Source organism: Pararhizobium sp. PWRC1-1, from assembly GCF_049897905.1.
Lineage (GTDB): Bacteria > Pseudomonadota > Alphaproteobacteria > Rhizobiales > Rhizobiaceae > Pararhizobium.
On sequence record NZ_JAFCXE010000030.1, the window covers coordinates 40,287 to 57,933 of the forward strand.

Consider the following 17,647-nt stretch of genomic DNA (forward strand, 5'->3'; position numbering starts at 1 on the left):
GGTGCATAGATGACCATGGCCATTCCCTCTTACACGGTCGAAACACGCAACAGGGCGTCGACGCTTTCGGCAATCGCGGTCATCGCCCTGTTGCTGCTCGCTTTTGCTGCACCGTTCATCGTCTCGCGCGGCGTCATCCAAGACCTGTTCTTCATCCTCACCATGCTGGTGCTGGCGCAGAACTGGAACCTGCTTGCCGGTTATGCCGGGCTGATCTCGGTCGGCCAGCAGGCCTTTGTCGGCTTCGGCGCCTATACCATGTTCGGTGCTGTCATCCTGTTCGGCGTCGATCCGGTCGTGGCCATCCCGATTGCCGGTGTGTTCGCGGTGGCACTGGCAATTCCGACCGCCTTCTTCACCTTCCGGCTCTACGGCCCTTACTTCGCCATCGGCACCTGGGTGGTGGCCGAAGTGGTGCGGTTGCTGCTGGCGCAGTGGAAGGCGCTTGGCGGCGGCACCGGCACCTCGCTACCGCGCGATGCCGCCCGCGACATGATGGGCGTCGGTTTGCTGCGCGATCTCTTTGCCATGAAGGCCTCGCAGGCGGGTGACGCGCTGACCTACTGGCTGGCGCTGATCCTCGTCGTCGCGACCATCGGGTTCATCTATGGTCTGTTGCGCAGCAAGCAGGGGCTCGGCCTTGCCGCGGTCCGCGACAATGAACAGGCGGCCCGCGCGGTCGGTGTCGATGCGCGGCGGATGAAAACGCTGGTCTATCTCGCGACCGCCTTTATCACCGGGATCGCCGGGGCACTCATCTACGTGCAGAAGGCGCGCATTTCGCCGGACGCCGCGTTCTCGGTCACCGACTGGACGGCCTACGTCATCTTCATCGTCGTGATCGGCGGCATCGGCACGATCGAAGGCCCGATCCTGGGTGTCATCATCTTCTTTCTCCTCCAGAACCTGCTTGCCGATTATGGCTCCTGGTATCTGCTGATGCTGGGCCTTCTCGGCATCGTCGTCATGCTTTTTGCCCCGCGCGGCCTCTGGGGATTGTTCTCCGACCGCACCGGCATCCAGCTTTTCCCGGTCCGCCGCGTCCTGAAGGGCGGGCCGCTCAATCTCACGCATAAGGGAGGGCCCCATGGCTGACATTACCACCGACATCCTCATTATCGGCACCGGCCCGGCAGGCTCGGCCACCGCAGCCCTGCTTTCGTCCTACGGGGTCGAGAACCTGGTGATTAACCGCTACCGTTGGCTCGCCAGCACGCCGCGCGCCCACATCACAAACCAGCGCACCATGGAGGTGCTGCGCGATCTTGGCCCCGACGTGGAGGACGAGGCCTATATGTTCGCCGCAGAACAGGACCTGATGGGCGAGAACGTCTTCTGCACTTCGCTCACCGGCGAGGAAATCGGCAGGATGAAGAGCTGGGGCAAACACCCGCTGTCGCGCGCCGAGCACCAGCTGTCGTCGCCGACGCACATGAACGACCTGCCGCAGACCTTCATGGAGCCGCTGCTGTTCAAGACGGCCTGTTCACGCGGCAGCCAGTCGCGCATGTCGACGGAATATCTGAGCCATGTGCAGGACGGCGATGGCGTGACGACGACCTGTCTCGACCGGCTGACCGGCAAGGAATTCACTGTCCGTTCGAAATATCTGGTCGGCGCCGATGGCGGCAATTCCAAGGTGGCGGAACATGCGGGCCTGACCTTTGAAGGTAAGATGGGCGTCGCCGGATCGATGAACATCCTGTTCAAGGCCGACCTGTCTCGTCTCGTCGCCCATCGCCCGTCGGTGCTCTACTGGGTGCTGCAGCCCGGCGCCGATGTCGGTGGTATCGGCATGGGCCTGGTGCGCATGGTCAGGCCCTGGGATGAATGGTTGATCGTCTGGGGCTATGACATCAACCAGCCGGCGCCCTCGGTGGATGAGGACCATGCGAAAAAGGTGGTGCGCGATCTCGTCGGCGATCCGGATCTTGAGATGACCATCAAGTCGGTCTCCACCTGGACCGTCAACAACATGTACGCCACCACCATGTCGAACGGCCGCGTCTTCTGCATGGGTGATGCCACGCACCGTCATCCGCCGTCGAACGGGCTCGGCTCGAATACCTCGATCCAGGACGCCTTCAATCTCGCCTGGAAGCTGGCTTTCGTCATGAAGGGCACGGCGGGCCCAAAGCTGCTCGACAGCTATCAGGCCGAGCGCGCGCCGGTCGCCAAGCAGATCGTCACCCGCGCCAACAAGTCGATCGAGGAATTCGGACCGATCTTTAAGGCGCTCGGGTTGCTCGATTCCATCGACCCCGTAAAGATGCAGCAGAACATGGACGCCCGCTGCAACAATACGGTTGCCGCCGAAGAGCAGCGCGCCGCCATCCGCAAAGCGATCGCCGACAAGGTCTATGAATTCGATTGCCACGGTGTGGAGATGAACCAGCGCTATCGTTCAGGTGCCGCAGTCACCGACGGGCAGGCGGAACCGGCCTTCACCAAGGACCCGGAACTGCATTGCCAGCAGACGAGCTGGCCGGGTGCGCGGCTGCCGCACGCCTGGGTGTTTTCCGCGAGCGGTGAGAAGGTTTCGACGCTTGATCTCACTGGGCATGGCAAGTTCACGGTGCTGACCGGAATCGGCGGGCAGGGCTGGGTCGAGGCGGCGCGCAGTTTGGCCAAAGAATTGGGCATCGACATCACCACGCATGTCATCGGACCGCGCCAGCACTGGCAGGACTTTACCGGCGATTGGGCAAACATACGCGAAATCCGCGACAGCGGTGTCCTGCTCGTTCGCCCTGATCACCATGTTGCCTGGCGCAGCGAGGCGATCGGCGACGATCCGGCAGCCGAACTGCGGCGGGTGCTGACCGCCATTCTTGGAAAGTGAGAGCATGATGGACGCGCATGAAAAGGGCTTCTTTACCGAAGAGAATTCCGTCGAGGTCGTGACCGGCCGCAACAGGAACGCCGGGGACGAGCGACTGAAGCAGATCATGGATGTGGTCACGCGCAAGCTGCATGAGGCCGTCAAGGAGATCGAGCCGACCCAAGACGAATGGATGCAAGCGATCCTGTTCCTGACGCGCACCGGCCAGATGTGCAACGAGTGGCGGCAGGAGTTCATCCTGCTCTCGGATTCGCTGGGCGTCTCGATGCTGGTGGATGCCATCAACAACCGCAAACCGTCAGGCGCATCCGAAAGCACGGTGCTCGGACCGTTCCATGTCGAGGGCGCGCCGGAACTGCCGATGGGCGCCAATATCTGCCTCGATGCCAAGGGCGAGGACATGGTGATCGGCGGCCGTATTCTCGATACGGCGGGGCAACCGATCAGGGATGCGGTGATCGATGTCTGGCAGGCCAATGACGAAGGCTTCTATGACGTGCAACAGCAGGGCATCCAGCCGGATTTTAACCTGCGTGGCGTCTTTCGCACCGGTGTTGATGGTCATTATTGGTTCCGGGCCGTCAAGCCGAAATACTACCCGATCCCGAACGACGGCCCGGTCGGCCAGATGCTCGATCATCTCGGCCGCCATCCTAACCGGCCGGCGCACCTGCACTACATCATCAAGGCTGACGGCTTCGAGACGCTGATCACCCATATTTTCGATCCCGACGATCCCTATATCAATTCGGACGCGGTCTTCGGGGTGAAGGAAAGTCTGCTCGCCGAATTCCGGCACACGCACGATCCGGACCGCGCCAGGACGTACGAATTCAGTGCGGATTTCTGGGAGGTCGAACACGATTTCGTTCTCGCCCGTGATGGCGAAAAGAGCGGTTAGGACGATTGCCTCAGGGGCATTGGGGCCGTGCTCTCAGTATCACCGGTTCGACGGGCAACACCGTTTCGATGTCGTCCACCGTTTCGCCATTCAGCAGCCGCAGCAGGATGTCGGCTGCGGCGCGTCCGGCGCCAATTTGCTGGATGGGGACGGTGGTCAGTTTCGGCCGCGAGGTCCGAGACAAGGCGGACGCCCCCTTTGGCAACGCTTGGCTGCCTCGGCCAGGCTATGGCTGGCTTCAAGCGCGGCATCGGGGAGCTGGTAAAGGCGCTCCGCGAGTCGAAGCACTTCTCCATTCCGTTCCATGCGATTTATCGTGGCGGCTGTTACGCCAGCATCGCAGCTCGGTCAGAGGCGCAATCCACGCGCGTCGGAGCGTGGGCAATCTGGCGTTGGGACGTGGGCTCGGGCCTTAATACGAAAGCCCTGAACTATGGGCCCATAATGCGAGGGTTTGGATCACTTATTAAAAGCCAGGGAGCCATTCACTAGCCGGGTTCTGCTGCGCCCCACTTGTTGAAAAGCGGTCCATCTACTACATCTTGGGTATGTTACACGCAGAGGGGCTCCATATTGAACGAATTTCTGGGTAATGGCATTGAACCTGTCCTGCTTGGCGCTGGCCTGACCCTGGCAGGCGTAGTTGCGGGCTGGCTGATAGCGACGCTTTCCCAAAAGGTAGCAGGTCGGTCCGTGCAACGCGGGGCATCAGCCCTGGAAGCCCGGCAGCTTGCAGTTCGCTCAGTCATCGCACTCGACGATTTCGTCGGGGCCTGTCATGCGGCGGTCAATGATACTGCGGAATTCAACCCCGCGGATCCTACCGAGTTCGTATTCCATGCGGAAGATCCGCGTCTCTTCCTGCCGAGGGATGCAGAGTGGATTGTCATGAAACCAGACATCGCCGAACAGCTTTTGTGGATGCCGAACCGCATCCGCAATGTTCTCGACGGCCTCGATTCACTTGATTTTGTGCCGCCAGGTTTCGACGATCTGTTCGAGCGCCGGGAAGAGGACTTTTCCCGGCTGGGTATACACGCGCTTGACTTGATCGAGACGATTTCCTCCGAATACGCGGTTCCAAAACCTGAGCGGCCATCCTACTACGATCCGCGTCAGGACTTTCAGGGCCGTATCGACAGGATTTTGGCCGCTCGCAGTCGTCGCCGCCAAGCAGGTTTCGTTCTCAAGGACGACGAAGACTCCAACGTCACATCACTTTTTCCCAAGCGTCGCCGCGAGCCCGCACCTTCTGCTCTCGACGCCGATCCGAAAGGCTGACGATCACCCGGTCGCTCGAGGCCCCGCAGACGAGGAGAACGTTGTGGTCAGTCCGGTTTCATCCATATCCGCAACTTCGGCGCCTTCAGTCACCAAAGTCGAAACGAGCCCTTCGATCACATCTGAACCGGATAATGCCTGGGTGGCATTGCGGCAATCACAGATCACAGCCGATCAGATCGCGCAGAAGAGGCACGTGGAAAACAAGGCGTCAAACGAAGGCAGCCCGCAAGGTGATGCCGACGCCGAATCGCAGCGGGATGAGGAAGGAGATCGCGAAGTTGCAATGGACGCGGATGAACCCGTTCCTGCCAACTTGTCCGGAGAAAGCAACCTGATTGGCACGCGTAATTTTGATGATGACACGCCGTTTGGCGAACGCGTAGCAATCGTTTGCGCCCCAGCGAGGGCAAATGGCCAAGCAGCCACTGCCCTCGTTTACGTTGTGGGGTGTGATACACAATCGTGGATCACACCCATATTCGTCAAATCGTCTGGACGTTTTCAGCTTTCGATTTGCCAGTTTTGCGATCCTGACCGACATCGTAACTTACTTGTTGACCTTCGCGAAGTGAGCCTCCGCTCTGAAGCGCCGACACATGCACAAACACATCGGTACCTCCATTCTCGGGCGTGATGAAGCCAAAACCTTTGTCTTCGTTGAAGAATTTTACCGTACCAGTAGCCATTTTGAATCCTTTATCCTGTGCAGCCAGCGCTGCTGCATGCAGAATAGATTTCACGTGGCTCGTCCGCAACCTCCTGAACTTCGGATTTCTTGGCAAACTCGGAATTTTCGCCGACGATAGCCTTTCGCCGATGGCGAGAGGGCTGCAAGATTGGTTGCCGGCGTGTGCGCACGGTCACAGGATTGCAGAAGAAGCGGGGCAGCCCTGCGGATAGAACACGCATCATCGATTGCGAGTGGGAGCGTCCTTTCCCATATGAGGTGTCAAGCACACTCACTGAGCACCCAATCTTGCCGCGCCTCGACAGCTTAAACTGTGCGAGCCCATGCGCGCGATGGAGAAGTCATGCAGACGATGCCAAAGACGTTGATTGAAATGAGCTGGAATGAGCGTTCGGGCATGTTGACCGTTGTGGTCGATGCTCTGCGCGCGATGGCCGATGAAGCCTTGGAACAGGGGGATGCCAGACTAGCCGCGAATGCGGTGTCGATCGCGTATTCGATTATCGGTTGTGCGGCGGATCGTTCGGAGGATCATGTCCAGGCTGCAGCTTTGTTGTTGGAACATGGAATCCAGTTGATGCAGGCGCATGAGTTAGGCGCTCCAGAGAAGAAACTGGTTCATTGAACCGACGCCGTCCGTAGCCGCACCGCAGAGCCGTGGTTCTGCTGCATTGCATCGTTGGCCAACTCGTCCGCAATTTCAAGCGCGCCTAGGTCTTCCGAGCTCACCAGTTGCCTGGATCTGCGGTGTGATCCACTGCTGCGAACTCCACGGCCTTGGCTCGATCCAATTCGATCGTGACGATCACATTGTTGTCGTCGATTACCGAATAGAGGAGGGGTGCCGGACCCTTCGTGAGCGCCTGATAAGCAAGCAAGGCAGCCTCCTCGGCGGAGTCTGCTTCAATGTTCTGCGTAGTCGTAACTGCAAAGCTGACCATGATTTCCCCTCCGGCTCGTCTGTCCGGACGAGCATATCGGCTGGCCGCAACGCGTACCAGATTTGAAAAGCAGTATTTTTGTATTTCGGACGTCCCGTATTTTTAAGCTGGAAGCTGCGCGGCGGCCTCGTCGGTCGAGATGAAGTCTGCCTTTTCGCCAACTTATGCAAGACTGGCTGCCGCCGGACCGGCGGAGAGCCTTGCAGCTGGAACGCGACCGCCACCCATTCTGTATGCGTCAACATGAAGAGCATGCGCCTGTATGTATCCGCCAGCGTCGAACAGTGCGAGGCGAACTCCAGCGGGCCAAATCGGCTTGGGCAAGTCTCCTTGAAGCGATTTTCTCAGGGGTATGAAAGAGCTACTTTCCATTTAGGCCAATCTGAGTGAGGTTATCCATCACTGTCGATGACACGGTTTGGCGGCGTAGATTCCACCGTTGAAGACCTTCAAAGAAACAGAAAACCGGACTCTAGAGACGACGTGCCGATGGTGACGCCGAAATCGGCTATCTTGTCGCCATTAACGTCGGCCGAAAGCACTCCGTTGGTGAAACGGACCTGACCTGCCTCGGTAAAGGCGCTCGACCCGATGAAGGTGAAAGCCTGATTACCAATGACAAACGTGTTGGCGTCGACCGCACCCAGATCGACACGGTCTCCCTGCGCGCCGGAAAAGCTGATGATGGTGTCCCTTGCGGAATATGGGCTTTCCGCTACGCTATGAAAATGAAACGTGTCGGCTCCCCCTTCGCCGTCCAATCGGTCGATACCAAGACCACCGGTTAGCAAGTCGTTCTGGTTTCCGCCAAACAGCTTATCGTTCCCTGCCCCTGCCAGGAGTGTGTCGTTGCCGGCGTCCCCGTAGAGATAATCATCGCCAGCCAAGCCTGACAAGCGATTGTCATCGACATTGCCATAGAGCTGGTTACTTCCACCGTTTCCGGTCGCCTGGAGGGCTCCCGGACCGGAGAATCGCAATTTTTCGACGTTGTCGGGCAATGTGTAGGATACCGTGGCGTAAACGGTATCGAAGCCGCCTCCGGGCTGTTCCTTAATTTCAGTTGTAGGCGCCGAAACGTGGAAGATGTCGTTCCCACTCGTGCCCACGAGCACGCCGGGTGGTGGCGGGCCTGCGTCGTCCAGTTCATAGGCGCGGAAATAGTCGATGTACATCTTCTGATGATTGAGTGCTGGATCGATCGGCCAGCCGCCACCTGCGGCCAGATTGATCATGAACATCAGGTCGGTATCGAGGCCCGCTGGTGTCGCAATGGAAAAATGCGCGCGGCCGTCGAAGGAGAATATCATCATATCGGGTTTGATTTCGACGCCGTATGTATGCCACCCGGTCGTCATAACGCCGGTGCCGACGACGTCGTGATGATACTGGCTGGTGTGGCCTTCCAGCACTGTCCCATTCCAATTCCAGTCGTGCAGGATGCTGGCGTATCGATCCGGTACCGCACTGCCGTGCTGTTCCAGCACATCAACTTCAAAAACGTGATCTCTCGCTGTTGAGAGGCGTTCCTTCTCGCTGGCCCAGAAACTGGGCCAAACACCTTGGCCAGCGGGCAGCCAAGCGCGCATTTCATAGTATCCATAGGGATTACCGTCCTGAGGTGTGGCGCTCGTTCCGTCCGGGAATGTATTCGAGATCAGCCCGCTCTGGAGTTGGCCTTTTGCGTTCCGCGTCATTTCGATCTGTAGTGCAGTTTGGCCTCCCTGACTGACGATCGAAAACGGCGAATTGTTGCCACCCGCGGGCAGGAACTGGGCACTGCCAAAGCCCCCACCCCAAGCCTGTGCAGTGTACCAATTGGCCGTTGCCGTTGCTGTGTTGGCAACGCTTAGACGATTGAATTCATCAGCAAAGACAATGGAATAGTTGAGTGGTACGGGCATGGTTTCCTCGCAAAATATTATGAAAGACAATTAAGAGGCGCGCCAAAAGCTTCAAACTGCGGTAAAAATCGCACGGCCAGTACAGTGGCGTATATTGCAACTGCACCTTTGACTTGACGTCGCCCTGCAGCGGGACCGGTGTCACGTCGCAACAGGTAACGGAGGCAATTCGGTGCGCAACTCAACACCAGCTGGCTCTCGTTGCTGGGGCAGCTGCGCAGGTTCTAGCGCCTTTTCCAAGGTGGTGATCGTTTCCTTGGCGGCGACATTGGAATGCGGGATATACTCAAACTTGCCCTGCCGTCCCAGGCAGATCACATCCTTGGACGCCAGCCGGGCGATCGCTCTATCGCGGCGTGCCTTGAAGCCTTTTTCCGGAATTGGGTAGGCATTCCTGAGTCCGGAACTGCCGATTAGGACGAGTTCCCCCTCGATGATTTTCATGGCACGAAGGTGCGCTTCCACATCAGCAAATGCCTCCGCTGGTGCCGGCGCCATCATCCCAGGCGGGACGGTGATTTCCACCGTGCAGTGCTTGTCGTAGGAACCTGGACCGGGGTAAAAGTCGGAATGAACGGTGATACGTTTCCAGTTCCCGAATTTGTGAAAATTATAGAGGATGGAGCAGCCCGGCAACCAGGATCCGCGCAGCGCCACGAACAGGCTGACAAGCGTGACAGTCGGCAGGTTTGTTTCCGGCAACCCGCATAACCCCGACGCTTCATCCAAAGGTATCGTCGAGATTAGTTTTTTGGCGAGATGCGTCCTGTTCGCCGTGGTCACCGCGGTGATACCGGCTGTGGTTTCAATCTTCAGCGCTTTTTCGTCGAAAACGAACTCGACGCCTTCATCTCTTAACCGGCAACGAGCCTTTTCATAGTAGCAACCAAATCCACCGGGCGGTCTCACTACCGTCTCGCCCCACGGCGGGATTTTTTTCCTCTGTCTCCGGATGAACCTGGCAATGCGAAATCTGAGCGAGGTCTCGCGGGAAAGCCATTGCATGCGTTTCAAGGCGAAATCGTAGTCGATATCTGCCGCATCGACCCCGAATAGACGTTTTATATAAAGGTCGAGGCCGACGCGCTGATACAGAAAATCGCCGATCCGCGACTGGGCATAACTGCGTGCATCGTCCTGTCTGTCCTTGCGAAAACGGCATGACAGCAGGCTGACAAGGCAAAATATGCGTTCGACCAAGCTCAGCGACGACGCCTCCGTGTGCCAGTCAAAGGGGTATTGCCCGAGGGAGCCGTTGGTGCAGATCTTCTTGACCTCGACAGCCTTGGGTATGCACGAGCCGAGCAGTTCGGGAAAATGCTTGAACTGTTCGTCGGTGGTATTGAAGCAGATGGCGCCGATATCGAACTCCATCCCCTCGATCAAATAGGACTGGTGGTTGCCTCCCGGCACCCTGTAGCTTTCCAGGATTAGGACCGAGTTTTTATCGAGCAAGTGTTTCGCTGCGGTCAAGGCAGAGATCCCACAGCCCATGATGATGTAATCATACACCCGTGGTTCATTCTCGGCATGTTGCATCAACTGCGCCTCCATTCGGTCCATAAAATATAACAACTGCTCGAAGACTGTAAAAATCGGCATGTATGGCGCGAAATAGGTCAAGTATAGACATTCAGACGTATGGCGATCCCTGGGTCTCTCTCTTTAAGCTTCCGTTTTATGGTATGCCTTCTTCCGGATCGATTTCTGCCGACATGCGGCATGCTTAACGAGGATGTGAAAGGATGATTGTTGCACTGGTGTTGGCGGGTCTCGTGTCCTTTGCTGCGGCGCTAATTTTGCGCATCGGTGCGTTTTACATCTTCGCGGTGCTTGTCAGCCTGATCTACCTCATGCTGACATATCAATCCGGCTCTCCCTTCGCGTCACTTGCGCCGGTGCTCGAATTATTCCTGGTGATGCAGTTTGCTTATGTGGCCGGTGTTCTCTTGCCTTGCCCAAAGCTGCAGCAGTGTATCGATTCCTGTCGTAAGAAGGGTGGCTGATCGAGGCCGACCTTCTAATTCTTCGGATTGTTGTTGGTAGAGGCGAGATCGTGCGGTGTTAAGCTTGGCACGGCCGCCCGAAGTTTTGAGCCGTTCGAGGGGGCAGCGATCACCTCCACAAGGTCGCGTGGTTCGATCTTTGAATCGGCCGAGGCGTCGATCCGCACCGTTTCCCCATTTTCGCCGCGCCGCGCGATTTGAAATCGGATGGCGTCGTCGTCGTTTTTTTCGTCAAGCATTTGGCGCTGCTTCTCGTAGGCAGTTTCCTCGATAAGCAGGCGAGCGACCTTTGTTTGAAGATCGGCCTTGGCGATGTCCCGGACAACTTCGTTCAGTTCCGTCTGGATTTGCGAATTCATCGAATTGACGAGCTCCTCGGCATCGCGCCTGTTCTCTTCCAGAAGTTGCCGGGCACGGATCAACTGGAAATCGAGGTCCAAAAGCTTGGATTCTGCATCCGATTCGTCCCTGTCCAGTGAAAGGCGACGCGAGCTCTGGATAAGGCCCTTATCGACGAGCGAATTGATGCTGGACAGCTCCTTCTTCACCAGCTCGACCTGCCGTTGTTGGGCACCGATCTTGTTCTGCAATGTTTCGATCTCGTGTATGTAGAGATCGCCGATACCCTTGGCGGCTGCAATCTTGCTTTCGAGTTCGATGCGGCGCAACTTCATGAGATCGAGCTCCTCTGCATGGATGGCATCGACGCCGTCCGCGCCACGTAACTCATCGGGTGTCTCGAAATCCGGTTTCCCCTCTTTCTCAGCCTTGAGGCGCGTGCGACGCATCAATAGGCCGTTGTAATCAAGTTCAGCGCCCCCGAGGGTGCCTGCGGCCTGGATCCGGTCGCGTTCCAGCCGGGAGCCTATGGCATCCCGTTCTCGCTCGAGACCGCCTGCGAGGCTGATCGCCTTCATCACCGTCAAATCAGGGCTGTAAGGATACTGTCCTGGCTTGTCGACGGCGCCGGCAATATAGATAGGCCCGTATTGCGCGATCTCCACGGCCGCTGATGGCGTGTTCGCCAGGCCGGCACTCTGCTGCAGAAGGATCGCGATGCGGGCCGACAGCTCCTTTGTCGTCAAGCCCATAGCCGTGACCTCGCCGACGAGCGGGATCGAGATGGCGCCATCGTCATTGATCATGAAGGTGCCATTCAGAACGCTCCAATCCTTAGCCTCGGCCTCGCCTGGACGCCATTCGACCACCCTCAAGGCTATCCGGTCCTGGGTAACAAGCCGGTACGGGTCAGCTGCCGCTGGCAACAACATAGCGAGGTTCGCCGCTGTAAACGTCAGAAGGTGGGTGAAATAGCCGGTTCTCGGATTTCTGCTGCGCATGGTTTCACCTCGTGGTCGTGATGATCAGGGGCCTCGTGGATCCCGGGTGGATGAAGGACAAAACAATGTCGGCCATTCGCGCAATTGGTTTGGGCAATGGTGCGCTCAAGCGGCGCGCCAGCGCGATGTCGTCTGCATGTGCCGCGCCAAACAGCCGGAGACACAGAACGTAAGTGAAAATGGCAACCGCAATGGCTGCAAACAGTCCCGGCAGATGACCTATGGCACCAATGGTCACAAACGCGGCACCCGCGGCTGCGAGCGCGGCGAGAAGAATGCGCAGGAACGCACCGAACGGAAAGCTAAAGCCGAGTCGCGTGGTGATAAACCAAAGGCCGACCGCAACCATGGCAAGTTGAACGATGGCGCGCGAGATTGCCGCCCCGACCAGGCCAAAGACCGGGATCAGCAGAAAGCCGAAAATCGCTGATAGCAGGGCGCCGGAAAGCGACGAAAAGAAAATGAAGTCGCTGCGTCCCAGTGCGTTGACGAGATGGGAACCGATGACCGTCGTAATCGTGAAGGCGGCTGCCGTAACGATGACCATCGCTGCCGGGGCGGCAGGTTCGAATTCCGGGCCATAAAGAAGGGTTACGAGACTTGGAACGACAGCCGCCATTCCAAGGCAAGTTGGAAGGGCAAGCGTTGCCAGCAGGCGTGTTCCCTTTGTGAAAGCAGATTGCAATCCGGCCCTGTCATCCTGCCCATGTTTTCGCGCCAGCATGGGCAGGAATGCGCCGGTCAGAAGAAGTGGTCCTTGCGAAGCAAGGCCGGAAAGAGCCAGCGCTACGCTGAACCAGCCGACTTCCCGATAGCTCCAGAAGACCTGAAGGAATAGGATTTCGATGCGTGACCAAACGAAGGTGTTGCAGACATTGGCTGCCCAGGAAAACCGTCCGTATCGCCACACCTCGCTGGTAAGGGAAGGAGATACGTTTCCGGAGCGCCAGATAACGGAGAGGGTGGCTGCTGCGAGGCAGACTTGTCCGGCGGTGTAACCGGCAAGTGCGCCCGCGACGCCATAGAAATGCGCACCTCCATAGACAGCGCCGATTTGTGCGACCATCGACACGCAGGCGAGGGTCGCGAGTGTGTGGAACCTGTGGGAACTGCGAAGGTGCGCGGTGCCGAACAGGGCGAATGATTGAAGCGACGTCAAGGCGGCGACGACAACGATAACGATCAGGGGAATGCCGGCGGTGAAGTCATGTCCCGAAAGATCTTGGGAGACGAGAGGGGCATCCGTTCCGGTCGAATAGAAAGCTGCGAGGGCGGTAACGCCGAGCACGTGGTAGAGCAACAGGCGCCTTGCTAACACGGCGGGCAAGGCGTGGGCGGCGGCATTGTTGTCCTGTCCCCGCAACTCGGCAGGGAACCGTCCGACACTCAAGGCTGTTCCGCCGTCGATGATCGGGGCGAGCATTGCCGCGATCCATATTGCAAAAGCAACCATGCCGGCCCCGTGAACGCCCAGCAAGTTGGCAACAATTACACCACTCACAAAACTCGCAAATACAGTCGCAAGTCCTGCTGCGGCAGTAAACAAAGAATTGCTTGCAAAGCTGTTCATTGTAGTGCCTTTTCTGTATATTTAATCACACTTAAGTTTAAAAAGATTTGATTAAAACATAAATATACTTTATTGAATTAATAATGTGATGTGAGGGATGTCATCATGACTTTGTTTTTCAAAGTATCTTTAAAAATTTATTGTGTCAGTGTGGCGGTGCTTGCCGCTTCGGCTTACTTCCCGTCGACGGCGTCCCCCCGGGCCGACGTGATCGATCCCGACGCTTTCGCTCTGGATTTCGACGAGAACTTTGATTGGCTCGATGTTTCCGCCCGGGGGCCGGGTACCCGCTGGACGGCGCACACGCCGTGGAATGGAGATTTTGGCGATGCCCAGTTCACCGACCCGGTCCCCGACTTTCCCTTTACGGTGAAAAACGGGGTGCTGAGGATCGAGGCTCGAAAGTCTGCCGATGGAAAATGGAAATCCGGTCTGCTCGCTTCGACGGATGCGAATGGAGATGGGTTCAAGCAGCTCTACGGCTATTTTGAGATGCGTGCCCGTTTTCCGGCCGGCGAAGGCGTTTGGCCTGCGTTCTGGCTCACCAGCCGCGGAGCGGAGAAAGCCATCGAGGTCGATGTGGTTGAGCATTACGGCCATGCTCCCAACCAATACACCGCCTCGCTTCATATCTGGGACCGCAAGACACCAGCACTCGGCAAGAGTTTCCACCAGAGTGTGCCGGTAGTCGCCGGAGCACTGTCGACGGATTTCCATACTTACGGCGTTTCCATACAGGAAGATCGGATAAAATATTTCCTGGACAGGAAGGAAGTGTGGTCCATCGAAACACCGCGCGAACTGGAGCATCCCTTCACGATCCTGATCGATCTCGGGCTCGGCGCTGGCTGGCCGATCGACAAAACGCCAAATCCTTCGGTGATGGATGTCGATTATGTTCGCGTCTGGACTATGCCGCCGGATTGATGGGATGTTCGAACGAGAACTGGCCAAGTCCTGCATGCGAGAGGAGCGCGTCATGCTGCTGCCCTCTCGGTGATGGCGACAAGCTGGTCCATCTGGCAGCCGATATCGAGCGCCGGACGGCCTGCATGTGAAAGGGTCGCCTCCCGTTTCATGCGATAGAGGGCGGAATCGCTCCACAGGCGGCGCAACTGTTCTGCCCACAGTTCCGCCGCGTCGTCGCGGCGCAGAAGGACACCACCAGGACCGACCGATTCCGGCAAACCTCCACTATCGCTGGAGAGGACTGGTATCCCGCTGAACTGAGCCTCGCTGACAACTCTGCCCCAGGTTTCGTCCCATTGGCTGGGAACAAGAAGAACGCGCGTTTCGGCATAGATGCGTTTCATATCATCGCTGCGCGCGACGAGGCGTACATTGGGGAGCCGCGCGAGGTGGCGTCTCAATTGCGTTTCGCTCTTTGAGGAAAGTGGCCAGCCGCGAACGAACAGGAAAGGGATGCCGGGGCTCAATTCCGCGATCGCAAGCGCCAGATCCAGGCCCTTGACCGGTACGGGATTGACGAACGTCACGTATTTGCCGTTTCCAGGCGTACGATAATGTTCGGGACGGAATATCGGCGGGATCACCGCGGGCTCGATGCCGAATTTCGACTTGAAGCGCGCCGCAGTATAGCTCGAATTGGCGATGTACGAAGAAAACGGGAGCTCGCCCTCCGTTTCACGCCACGCACGGGGACCGGTATCGAATTCAAGGCCGTGAAGATAGGCCACGCTCGAGATGCCCCGGTTGCGGAAGGTGCGTCCCATCTGCACCATGTTACCGTTTTGCACGACCACGACCTTGGGAAGTGCAAGGCCGCGCAGATCCTTCCATGGCTTCAAGGAGCGATAGACATCATAGCCGAGCGTACGATCGACCGAGATTTCGCTTAAGCGCGCCCGGCTTTCAAGAAAGAGCGCCGCACCGAAAAAATCCCGCAGGGAGAGCTTGGAAAGAACGGCCGTCCTGTGGCCGCGTCCATTCAATTCCAACGCAATCTGGTGCGTGTTGATTTCCAATCCGCCGAACAATTGCGGCAGGTGCGGCGTTCCGCTGGCGAGCAGCAAGCTCATGACGAGGGTTCCTTGTCTGCCGGCTGGCGCGACGTCATGAAAAGCCACTCTTGGACGCCGGTCCGCCGTTCGTTCATCAATTCGACCGCGGTGCGAGGCAGCCATTTGGCGATCAACGGCAGTTTTTTTGCCGGGAAATCGCGGGCCGTGCGGGGGCGGGCGTAGATCGACGTAATGTCATGCGTTTCGCAAAAGCGCTGAAGCAGAGCTTTGCTACACCCGGCGACAAGCCCGTCATGTGTCTCGACCAAAATGTCTGCTTGGTTGAGTTCGGGAATTTTCCCGTTGTCGAGAAGGACCTTTTCACCGCCTTCGATGTCGCAGAGTACGAGCGAGCGTGAGCTGGTTCCGGCAAGAGCCTTCTGAAGGTCCGCGATGTCGCAAAATCCGTGCATTGTGATCCGGTCGGCAACGCCGTTGGTTCGCGCTGTGTGCCAGAACGGCTCGTGATGCTCAGCTAGGCCTTCGAAACCGATCACATGTGTTGCCGGCATGCGACGCGCGAAGCCGATTGCATAGTATCCATCGGCAACGCCAACATTAATCACGGTGCGATACGCGTTGCGTATGACGGTTTCAACGACGGGATGCAGTTCCAATTCCTGTGTGCCGAGCAGATAGCCAAGAAGGTGTCTGCTCGAGACGGGGCTCAGATGGAGTTTCATTCCCTGGAACGGACCCGTCAGCACCACGTCGCCGGTCCGGTGCCTGACAAGTGCGCAGGCGGTTTGCCAGACCGGAGCAACTGCCCAGCGAGCGGGTGCGCGCACCGGCTCGGGGAGGTGTCGAAAGGATCGATAAAGCCGCATGGCGGCGGCGTTTCCTTGGATTGCGCTCCAGGTTGCGTGACGCATGTTACTTTCTCCCGTAGTGATGCGCAGGCTTTTGCAGCGTCGGCGCAGGTTGCGGTGCTGTTGCATTGGAGTTTGGGTCCGGTGTGCGGAGTGCAATTTCCGAGCAACCAGAGCGTGGGGTGAAAAGCCGGATGAGATTCACCTCGAACAGGTGATGAATGGCATATGCTGCAGCCACGGAAGAAAAATAGGCGGCGGCGACAAACAGGATCGAAGGATCCCGGCCCAAAAGCAGCCACCAGACCTTTTCCGCCGCAACGATCGCGAAGAAATGGAACAAATACAGCGCGTAGGAGACATCCCCAAGGTGTGTTCCAGCACGCCACGCGAGGTTTGTCTGGACGGGCTTCTCAAACACACACAGTCCTACTGAAAGGATACACACGGCCCAGCCGCCGAGTTGCCATGCCAATGGAACAGGGTAGGAACCGACTATCCAGAGGAATACCGTCGCCCAAATTAGCAGCATCACGGCTGCGATCGGAATGGAATGCACGCTGCTCGCTGTTCCGCGCAGCGATTCCTCAAGGAGACCGATTGCCACGCCGGCGGCAAACAGCAGGATGATGGGGTCGGTCCAGAAGGTGAGGACGGTGTGGGGAGCGGACGTATCTCCAAGCGGTTTATACATCGCGCCAATAGCCACCAGCCCGGCTAATGTCGAAAACAGTAGGATCAAACCGACTTTCCGTCTGAAATGCAGGGTGGCGGCGAAAATGCAGTAGAAGAACATTTCGTAATTGAGTGTCCAGCCGACGCCGAGAAGTGGGCGCATGTAGTCTCCCGGCGCGACGGGAACTGGAATGAAGAATAGAGAGGCCAGAAGCGCCTGCGGGTCAATCACGCCGCCCTTACGCAGCCGTAGCGCGACCTCCAGGGCGGTGGCTGCCCAGTACAAAGGCACAATCCGCACAATCCGCTTGCGCAGGAAAGTCAGCGAAGCGCCGTTCTTCCCGAATTGATTTCCGGCAGTGTGCATCATGATAAAGCCGCTGATAACGAAGAAGACAGCGACACCGAGGGTGCCGCTATAGGGAGCGGCGACCTTCATGATCAGCGGATAATCGGCCCATTCCACGTGGCGCAGAATGCTGTGATCGACAACGACGAGGCTGGCGGCGATACCACGCATTACTTGAAGAGCAGTAAGCTTACGCATCATGCCCCCCTTTTCGTGCCAAGCCTGCAGCGCAAGGGCTGGTGCGTTCCGTGCCAGATAGTTCTATTGCCTGGAAGATCGAAACGATCCGCTTGCACCCACTGCCAAGCTTCATCACC

At 57.9% G+C, this 17,647-nt stretch carries 17 protein-coding genes and 1 pseudogene; 8 read left to right on the forward strand and 10 right to left on the reverse strand.

What is annotated here, in order from left to right:
- The first annotated feature begins 9 nt into the window (after positions 1-9).
- Genes ACP7E0_RS30885 through ACP7E0_RS30895 form a run of 3 tightly spaced genes read left to right on the forward strand, consistent with a single transcriptional unit; the run spans position 10 to position 3,743 of the window.
- Positions 10-1,095 carry a branched-chain amino acid ABC transporter permease gene (locus ACP7E0_RS30885; RefSeq protein ID WP_426130697.1) on the forward strand — a complete coding sequence of 362 codons (1,086 nt, stop codon included), beginning with the start codon at positions 10-12 and terminating at the stop codon, positions 1,093-1,095.
- Positions 1,088-2,842, forward strand: coding sequence for an FAD-dependent oxidoreductase (locus ACP7E0_RS30890; protein WP_426130699.1), 1,755 nt, complete (start codon positions 1,088-1,090; stop codon positions 2,840-2,842). The genes ACP7E0_RS30885 and ACP7E0_RS30890 overlap by 8 nt, the downstream gene beginning before the upstream one ends.
- A gap of 7 nt (positions 2,843-2,849) precedes the next feature.
- Complete coding sequence (locus ACP7E0_RS30895) at positions 2,850-3,743, forward strand: intradiol ring-cleavage dioxygenase (protein WP_426130749.1); 894 nt, start codon at positions 2,850-2,852, stop codon at positions 3,741-3,743.
- A gap of 10 nt (positions 3,744-3,753) precedes the next feature.
- On the opposite strand, the gene ACP7E0_RS30900 is transcribed toward ACP7E0_RS30895, so the two are convergent.
- The gene (locus ACP7E0_RS30900) at positions 3,754-3,948 is read right to left on the reverse strand and encodes a substrate-binding domain-containing protein (RefSeq protein ID WP_426130700.1); all 195 of its coding nucleotides are present in this window, start codon (positions 3,946-3,948) and stop codon (positions 3,754-3,756) included.
- A gap of 368 nt (positions 3,949-4,316) precedes the next feature.
- On the opposite strand from ACP7E0_RS30900, the gene ACP7E0_RS30905 reads away from it, so the two are divergent.
- Both ACP7E0_RS30905 and ACP7E0_RS30910 read left to right on the forward strand, forming a co-directional pair.
- Complete coding sequence (locus tag ACP7E0_RS30905; RefSeq protein WP_426130702.1) at positions 4,317-5,024, forward strand: hypothetical protein; 708 nt, start codon at positions 4,317-4,319, stop codon at positions 5,022-5,024.
- A 43-nt stretch (positions 5,025-5,067) separates the two neighbouring features.
- Positions 5,068-5,418: pseudogene (locus ACP7E0_RS30910) on the forward strand (hypothetical protein); the annotation flags it as partial.
- Between the two features lie 91 nt (positions 5,419-5,509).
- On the opposite strand, the gene ACP7E0_RS30915 reads toward ACP7E0_RS30910, so the two are convergent.
- Positions 5,510-5,713, reverse strand: coding sequence for a cold-shock protein (locus ACP7E0_RS30915; RefSeq protein ID WP_426130751.1), 204 nt, complete (start codon positions 5,711-5,713; stop codon positions 5,510-5,512).
- Between the two features lie 345 nt (positions 5,714-6,058).
- On the opposite strand from ACP7E0_RS30915, the gene ACP7E0_RS30920 reads away from it, so the two are divergent.
- Positions 6,059-6,340, forward strand: a complete 282-nt coding sequence (locus tag ACP7E0_RS30920) for a hypothetical protein (RefSeq protein WP_426130704.1) — start codon at positions 6,059-6,061, stop codon at positions 6,338-6,340.
- A gap of 100 nt (positions 6,341-6,440) precedes the next feature.
- On the opposite strand, the gene ACP7E0_RS30925 is transcribed toward ACP7E0_RS30920, so the two are convergent.
- The 3 genes from ACP7E0_RS30925 to ACP7E0_RS30935 form a co-directional block, all read right to left on the reverse strand.
- Positions 6,441-6,656, reverse strand: a complete 216-nt coding sequence (locus tag ACP7E0_RS30925) for a hypothetical protein (RefSeq protein WP_426130706.1) — start codon at positions 6,654-6,656, stop codon at positions 6,441-6,443.
- 449 nt (positions 6,657-7,105) lie between these two features.
- Entirely contained in the window at positions 7,106-8,560 is a 1,455-nt protein-coding gene (locus ACP7E0_RS30930) for a family 16 glycosylhydrolase (protein ID WP_426130708.1), read from the reverse strand.
- Positions 8,561-8,701: 141 nt separating this feature from the next.
- Positions 8,702-10,183 (reverse strand): NAD(P)-binding protein, encoded by a 1,482-nt coding sequence (locus ACP7E0_RS30935; protein WP_426130710.1) that lies wholly within the window; start codon positions 10,181-10,183, stop codon positions 8,702-8,704.
- 122 nt (positions 10,184-10,305) lie between these two features.
- Between ACP7E0_RS30935 and ACP7E0_RS30940 the strand changes: the two genes are divergently transcribed.
- Positions 10,306-10,566: a hypothetical protein gene (locus tag ACP7E0_RS30940; protein WP_426130712.1), complete on the forward strand. Its 261-nt coding sequence runs from the start codon at positions 10,306-10,308 to the stop codon at positions 10,564-10,566.
- Between the two features lie 14 nt (positions 10,567-10,580).
- On the opposite strand, the gene ACP7E0_RS30945 is transcribed toward ACP7E0_RS30940, so the two are convergent.
- Positions 10,581-11,906 carry a polysaccharide biosynthesis/export family protein gene (locus ACP7E0_RS30945; protein WP_426130714.1) on the reverse strand — a complete coding sequence of 442 codons (1,326 nt, stop codon included), beginning with the start codon at positions 11,904-11,906 and terminating at the stop codon, positions 10,581-10,583.
- A 4-nt stretch (positions 11,907-11,910) separates the two neighbouring features.
- A complete protein-coding gene (locus ACP7E0_RS30950) occupies positions 11,911-13,476 on the reverse strand; it encodes a polysaccharide biosynthesis C-terminal domain-containing protein (RefSeq protein ID WP_426130715.1) in 1,566 nt (521 codons plus the stop codon).
- 90 nt (positions 13,477-13,566) lie between these two features.
- On the opposite strand from ACP7E0_RS30950, the gene ACP7E0_RS30955 reads away from it, so the two are divergent.
- On the forward strand, positions 13,567-14,403 hold the full coding sequence (locus tag ACP7E0_RS30955) for a glycoside hydrolase family 16 protein (RefSeq protein ID WP_426130717.1): 837 nt from the start codon (positions 13,567-13,569) through the stop codon (positions 14,401-14,403).
- Positions 14,404-14,453: 50 nt separating this feature from the next.
- On the opposite strand, the gene ACP7E0_RS30960 is transcribed toward ACP7E0_RS30955, so the two are convergent.
- From ACP7E0_RS30960 to ACP7E0_RS30970, 3 genes are read right to left on the reverse strand one after another with little or no spacing between them, the layout of a single operon-like run.
- Entirely contained in the window at positions 14,454-15,515 is a 1,062-nt protein-coding gene (locus ACP7E0_RS30960; protein WP_426130718.1) for a glycosyltransferase, read from the reverse strand.
- Positions 15,512-16,369: a hypothetical protein gene (locus tag ACP7E0_RS30965; protein WP_426130719.1), complete on the reverse strand. Its 858-nt coding sequence runs from the start codon at positions 16,367-16,369 to the stop codon at positions 15,512-15,514. Before ACP7E0_RS30965 ends, ACP7E0_RS30960 begins: the two co-directional genes overlap by 4 nt.
- Before the next feature lies 1 nt (position 16,370).
- Positions 16,371-17,531, reverse strand: a complete 1,161-nt coding sequence (locus ACP7E0_RS30970) for an acyltransferase family protein (RefSeq protein ID WP_426130721.1) — start codon at positions 17,529-17,531, stop codon at positions 16,371-16,373.
- Between the last annotated feature and the right edge of the window lie 116 nt (positions 17,532-17,647).

Excerpts from the sequence above, each read along its gene's own strand:
- ACP7E0_RS30885 (WP_426130697.1), top strand. The coding sequence starts at position 10 with ATGACCATGGCCATTCCCTCTTACACGGTCGAAACACGCAACAGGGCG.
- ACP7E0_RS30890 (WP_426130699.1), top strand. The coding sequence starts at position 1,088 with ATGGCTGACATTACCACCGACATCCTCATTATCGGCACCGGCCCGGCA.
- ACP7E0_RS30895 (WP_426130749.1), top strand. The coding sequence starts at position 2,850 with ATGGACGCGCATGAAAAGGGCTTCTTTACCGAAGAGAATTCCGTCGAG.
- ACP7E0_RS30915 (WP_426130751.1), bottom strand. The coding sequence starts at position 5,713 with ATGGCTACTGGTACGGTAAAATTCTTCAACGAAGACAAAGGTTTTGGC.
- ACP7E0_RS30920 (WP_426130704.1), top strand. The coding sequence starts at position 6,059 with ATGCAGACGATGCCAAAGACGTTGATTGAAATGAGCTGGAATGAGCGT.
- ACP7E0_RS30925 (WP_426130706.1), bottom strand. The coding sequence starts at position 6,656 with ATGGTCAGCTTTGCAGTTACGACTACGCAGAACATTGAAGCAGACTCC.
- ACP7E0_RS30930 (WP_426130708.1), bottom strand. The coding sequence starts at position 8,560 with ATGCCCGTACCACTCAACTATTCCATTGTCTTTGCTGATGAATTCAAT.
- ACP7E0_RS30940 (WP_426130712.1), top strand. The coding sequence starts at position 10,306 with ATGATTGTTGCACTGGTGTTGGCGGGTCTCGTGTCCTTTGCTGCGGCG.
- ACP7E0_RS30945 (WP_426130714.1), bottom strand. The coding sequence starts at position 11,906 with ATGCGCAGCAGAAATCCGAGAACCGGCTATTTCACCCACCTTCTGACG.
- ACP7E0_RS30950 (WP_426130715.1), bottom strand. The coding sequence starts at position 13,476 with ATGAACAGCTTTGCAAGCAATTCTTTGTTTACTGCCGCAGCAGGACTT.
- ACP7E0_RS30960 (WP_426130718.1), bottom strand. The coding sequence starts at position 15,515 with ATGAGCTTGCTGCTCGCCAGCGGAACGCCGCACCTGCCGCAATTGTTC.
- ACP7E0_RS30965 (WP_426130719.1), bottom strand. The coding sequence starts at position 16,369 with ATGCGTCACGCAACCTGGAGCGCAATCCAAGGAAACGCCGCCGCCATG.
- ACP7E0_RS30970 (WP_426130721.1), bottom strand. The coding sequence starts at position 17,531 with ATGATGCGTAAGCTTACTGCTCTTCAAGTAATGCGTGGTATCGCCGCC.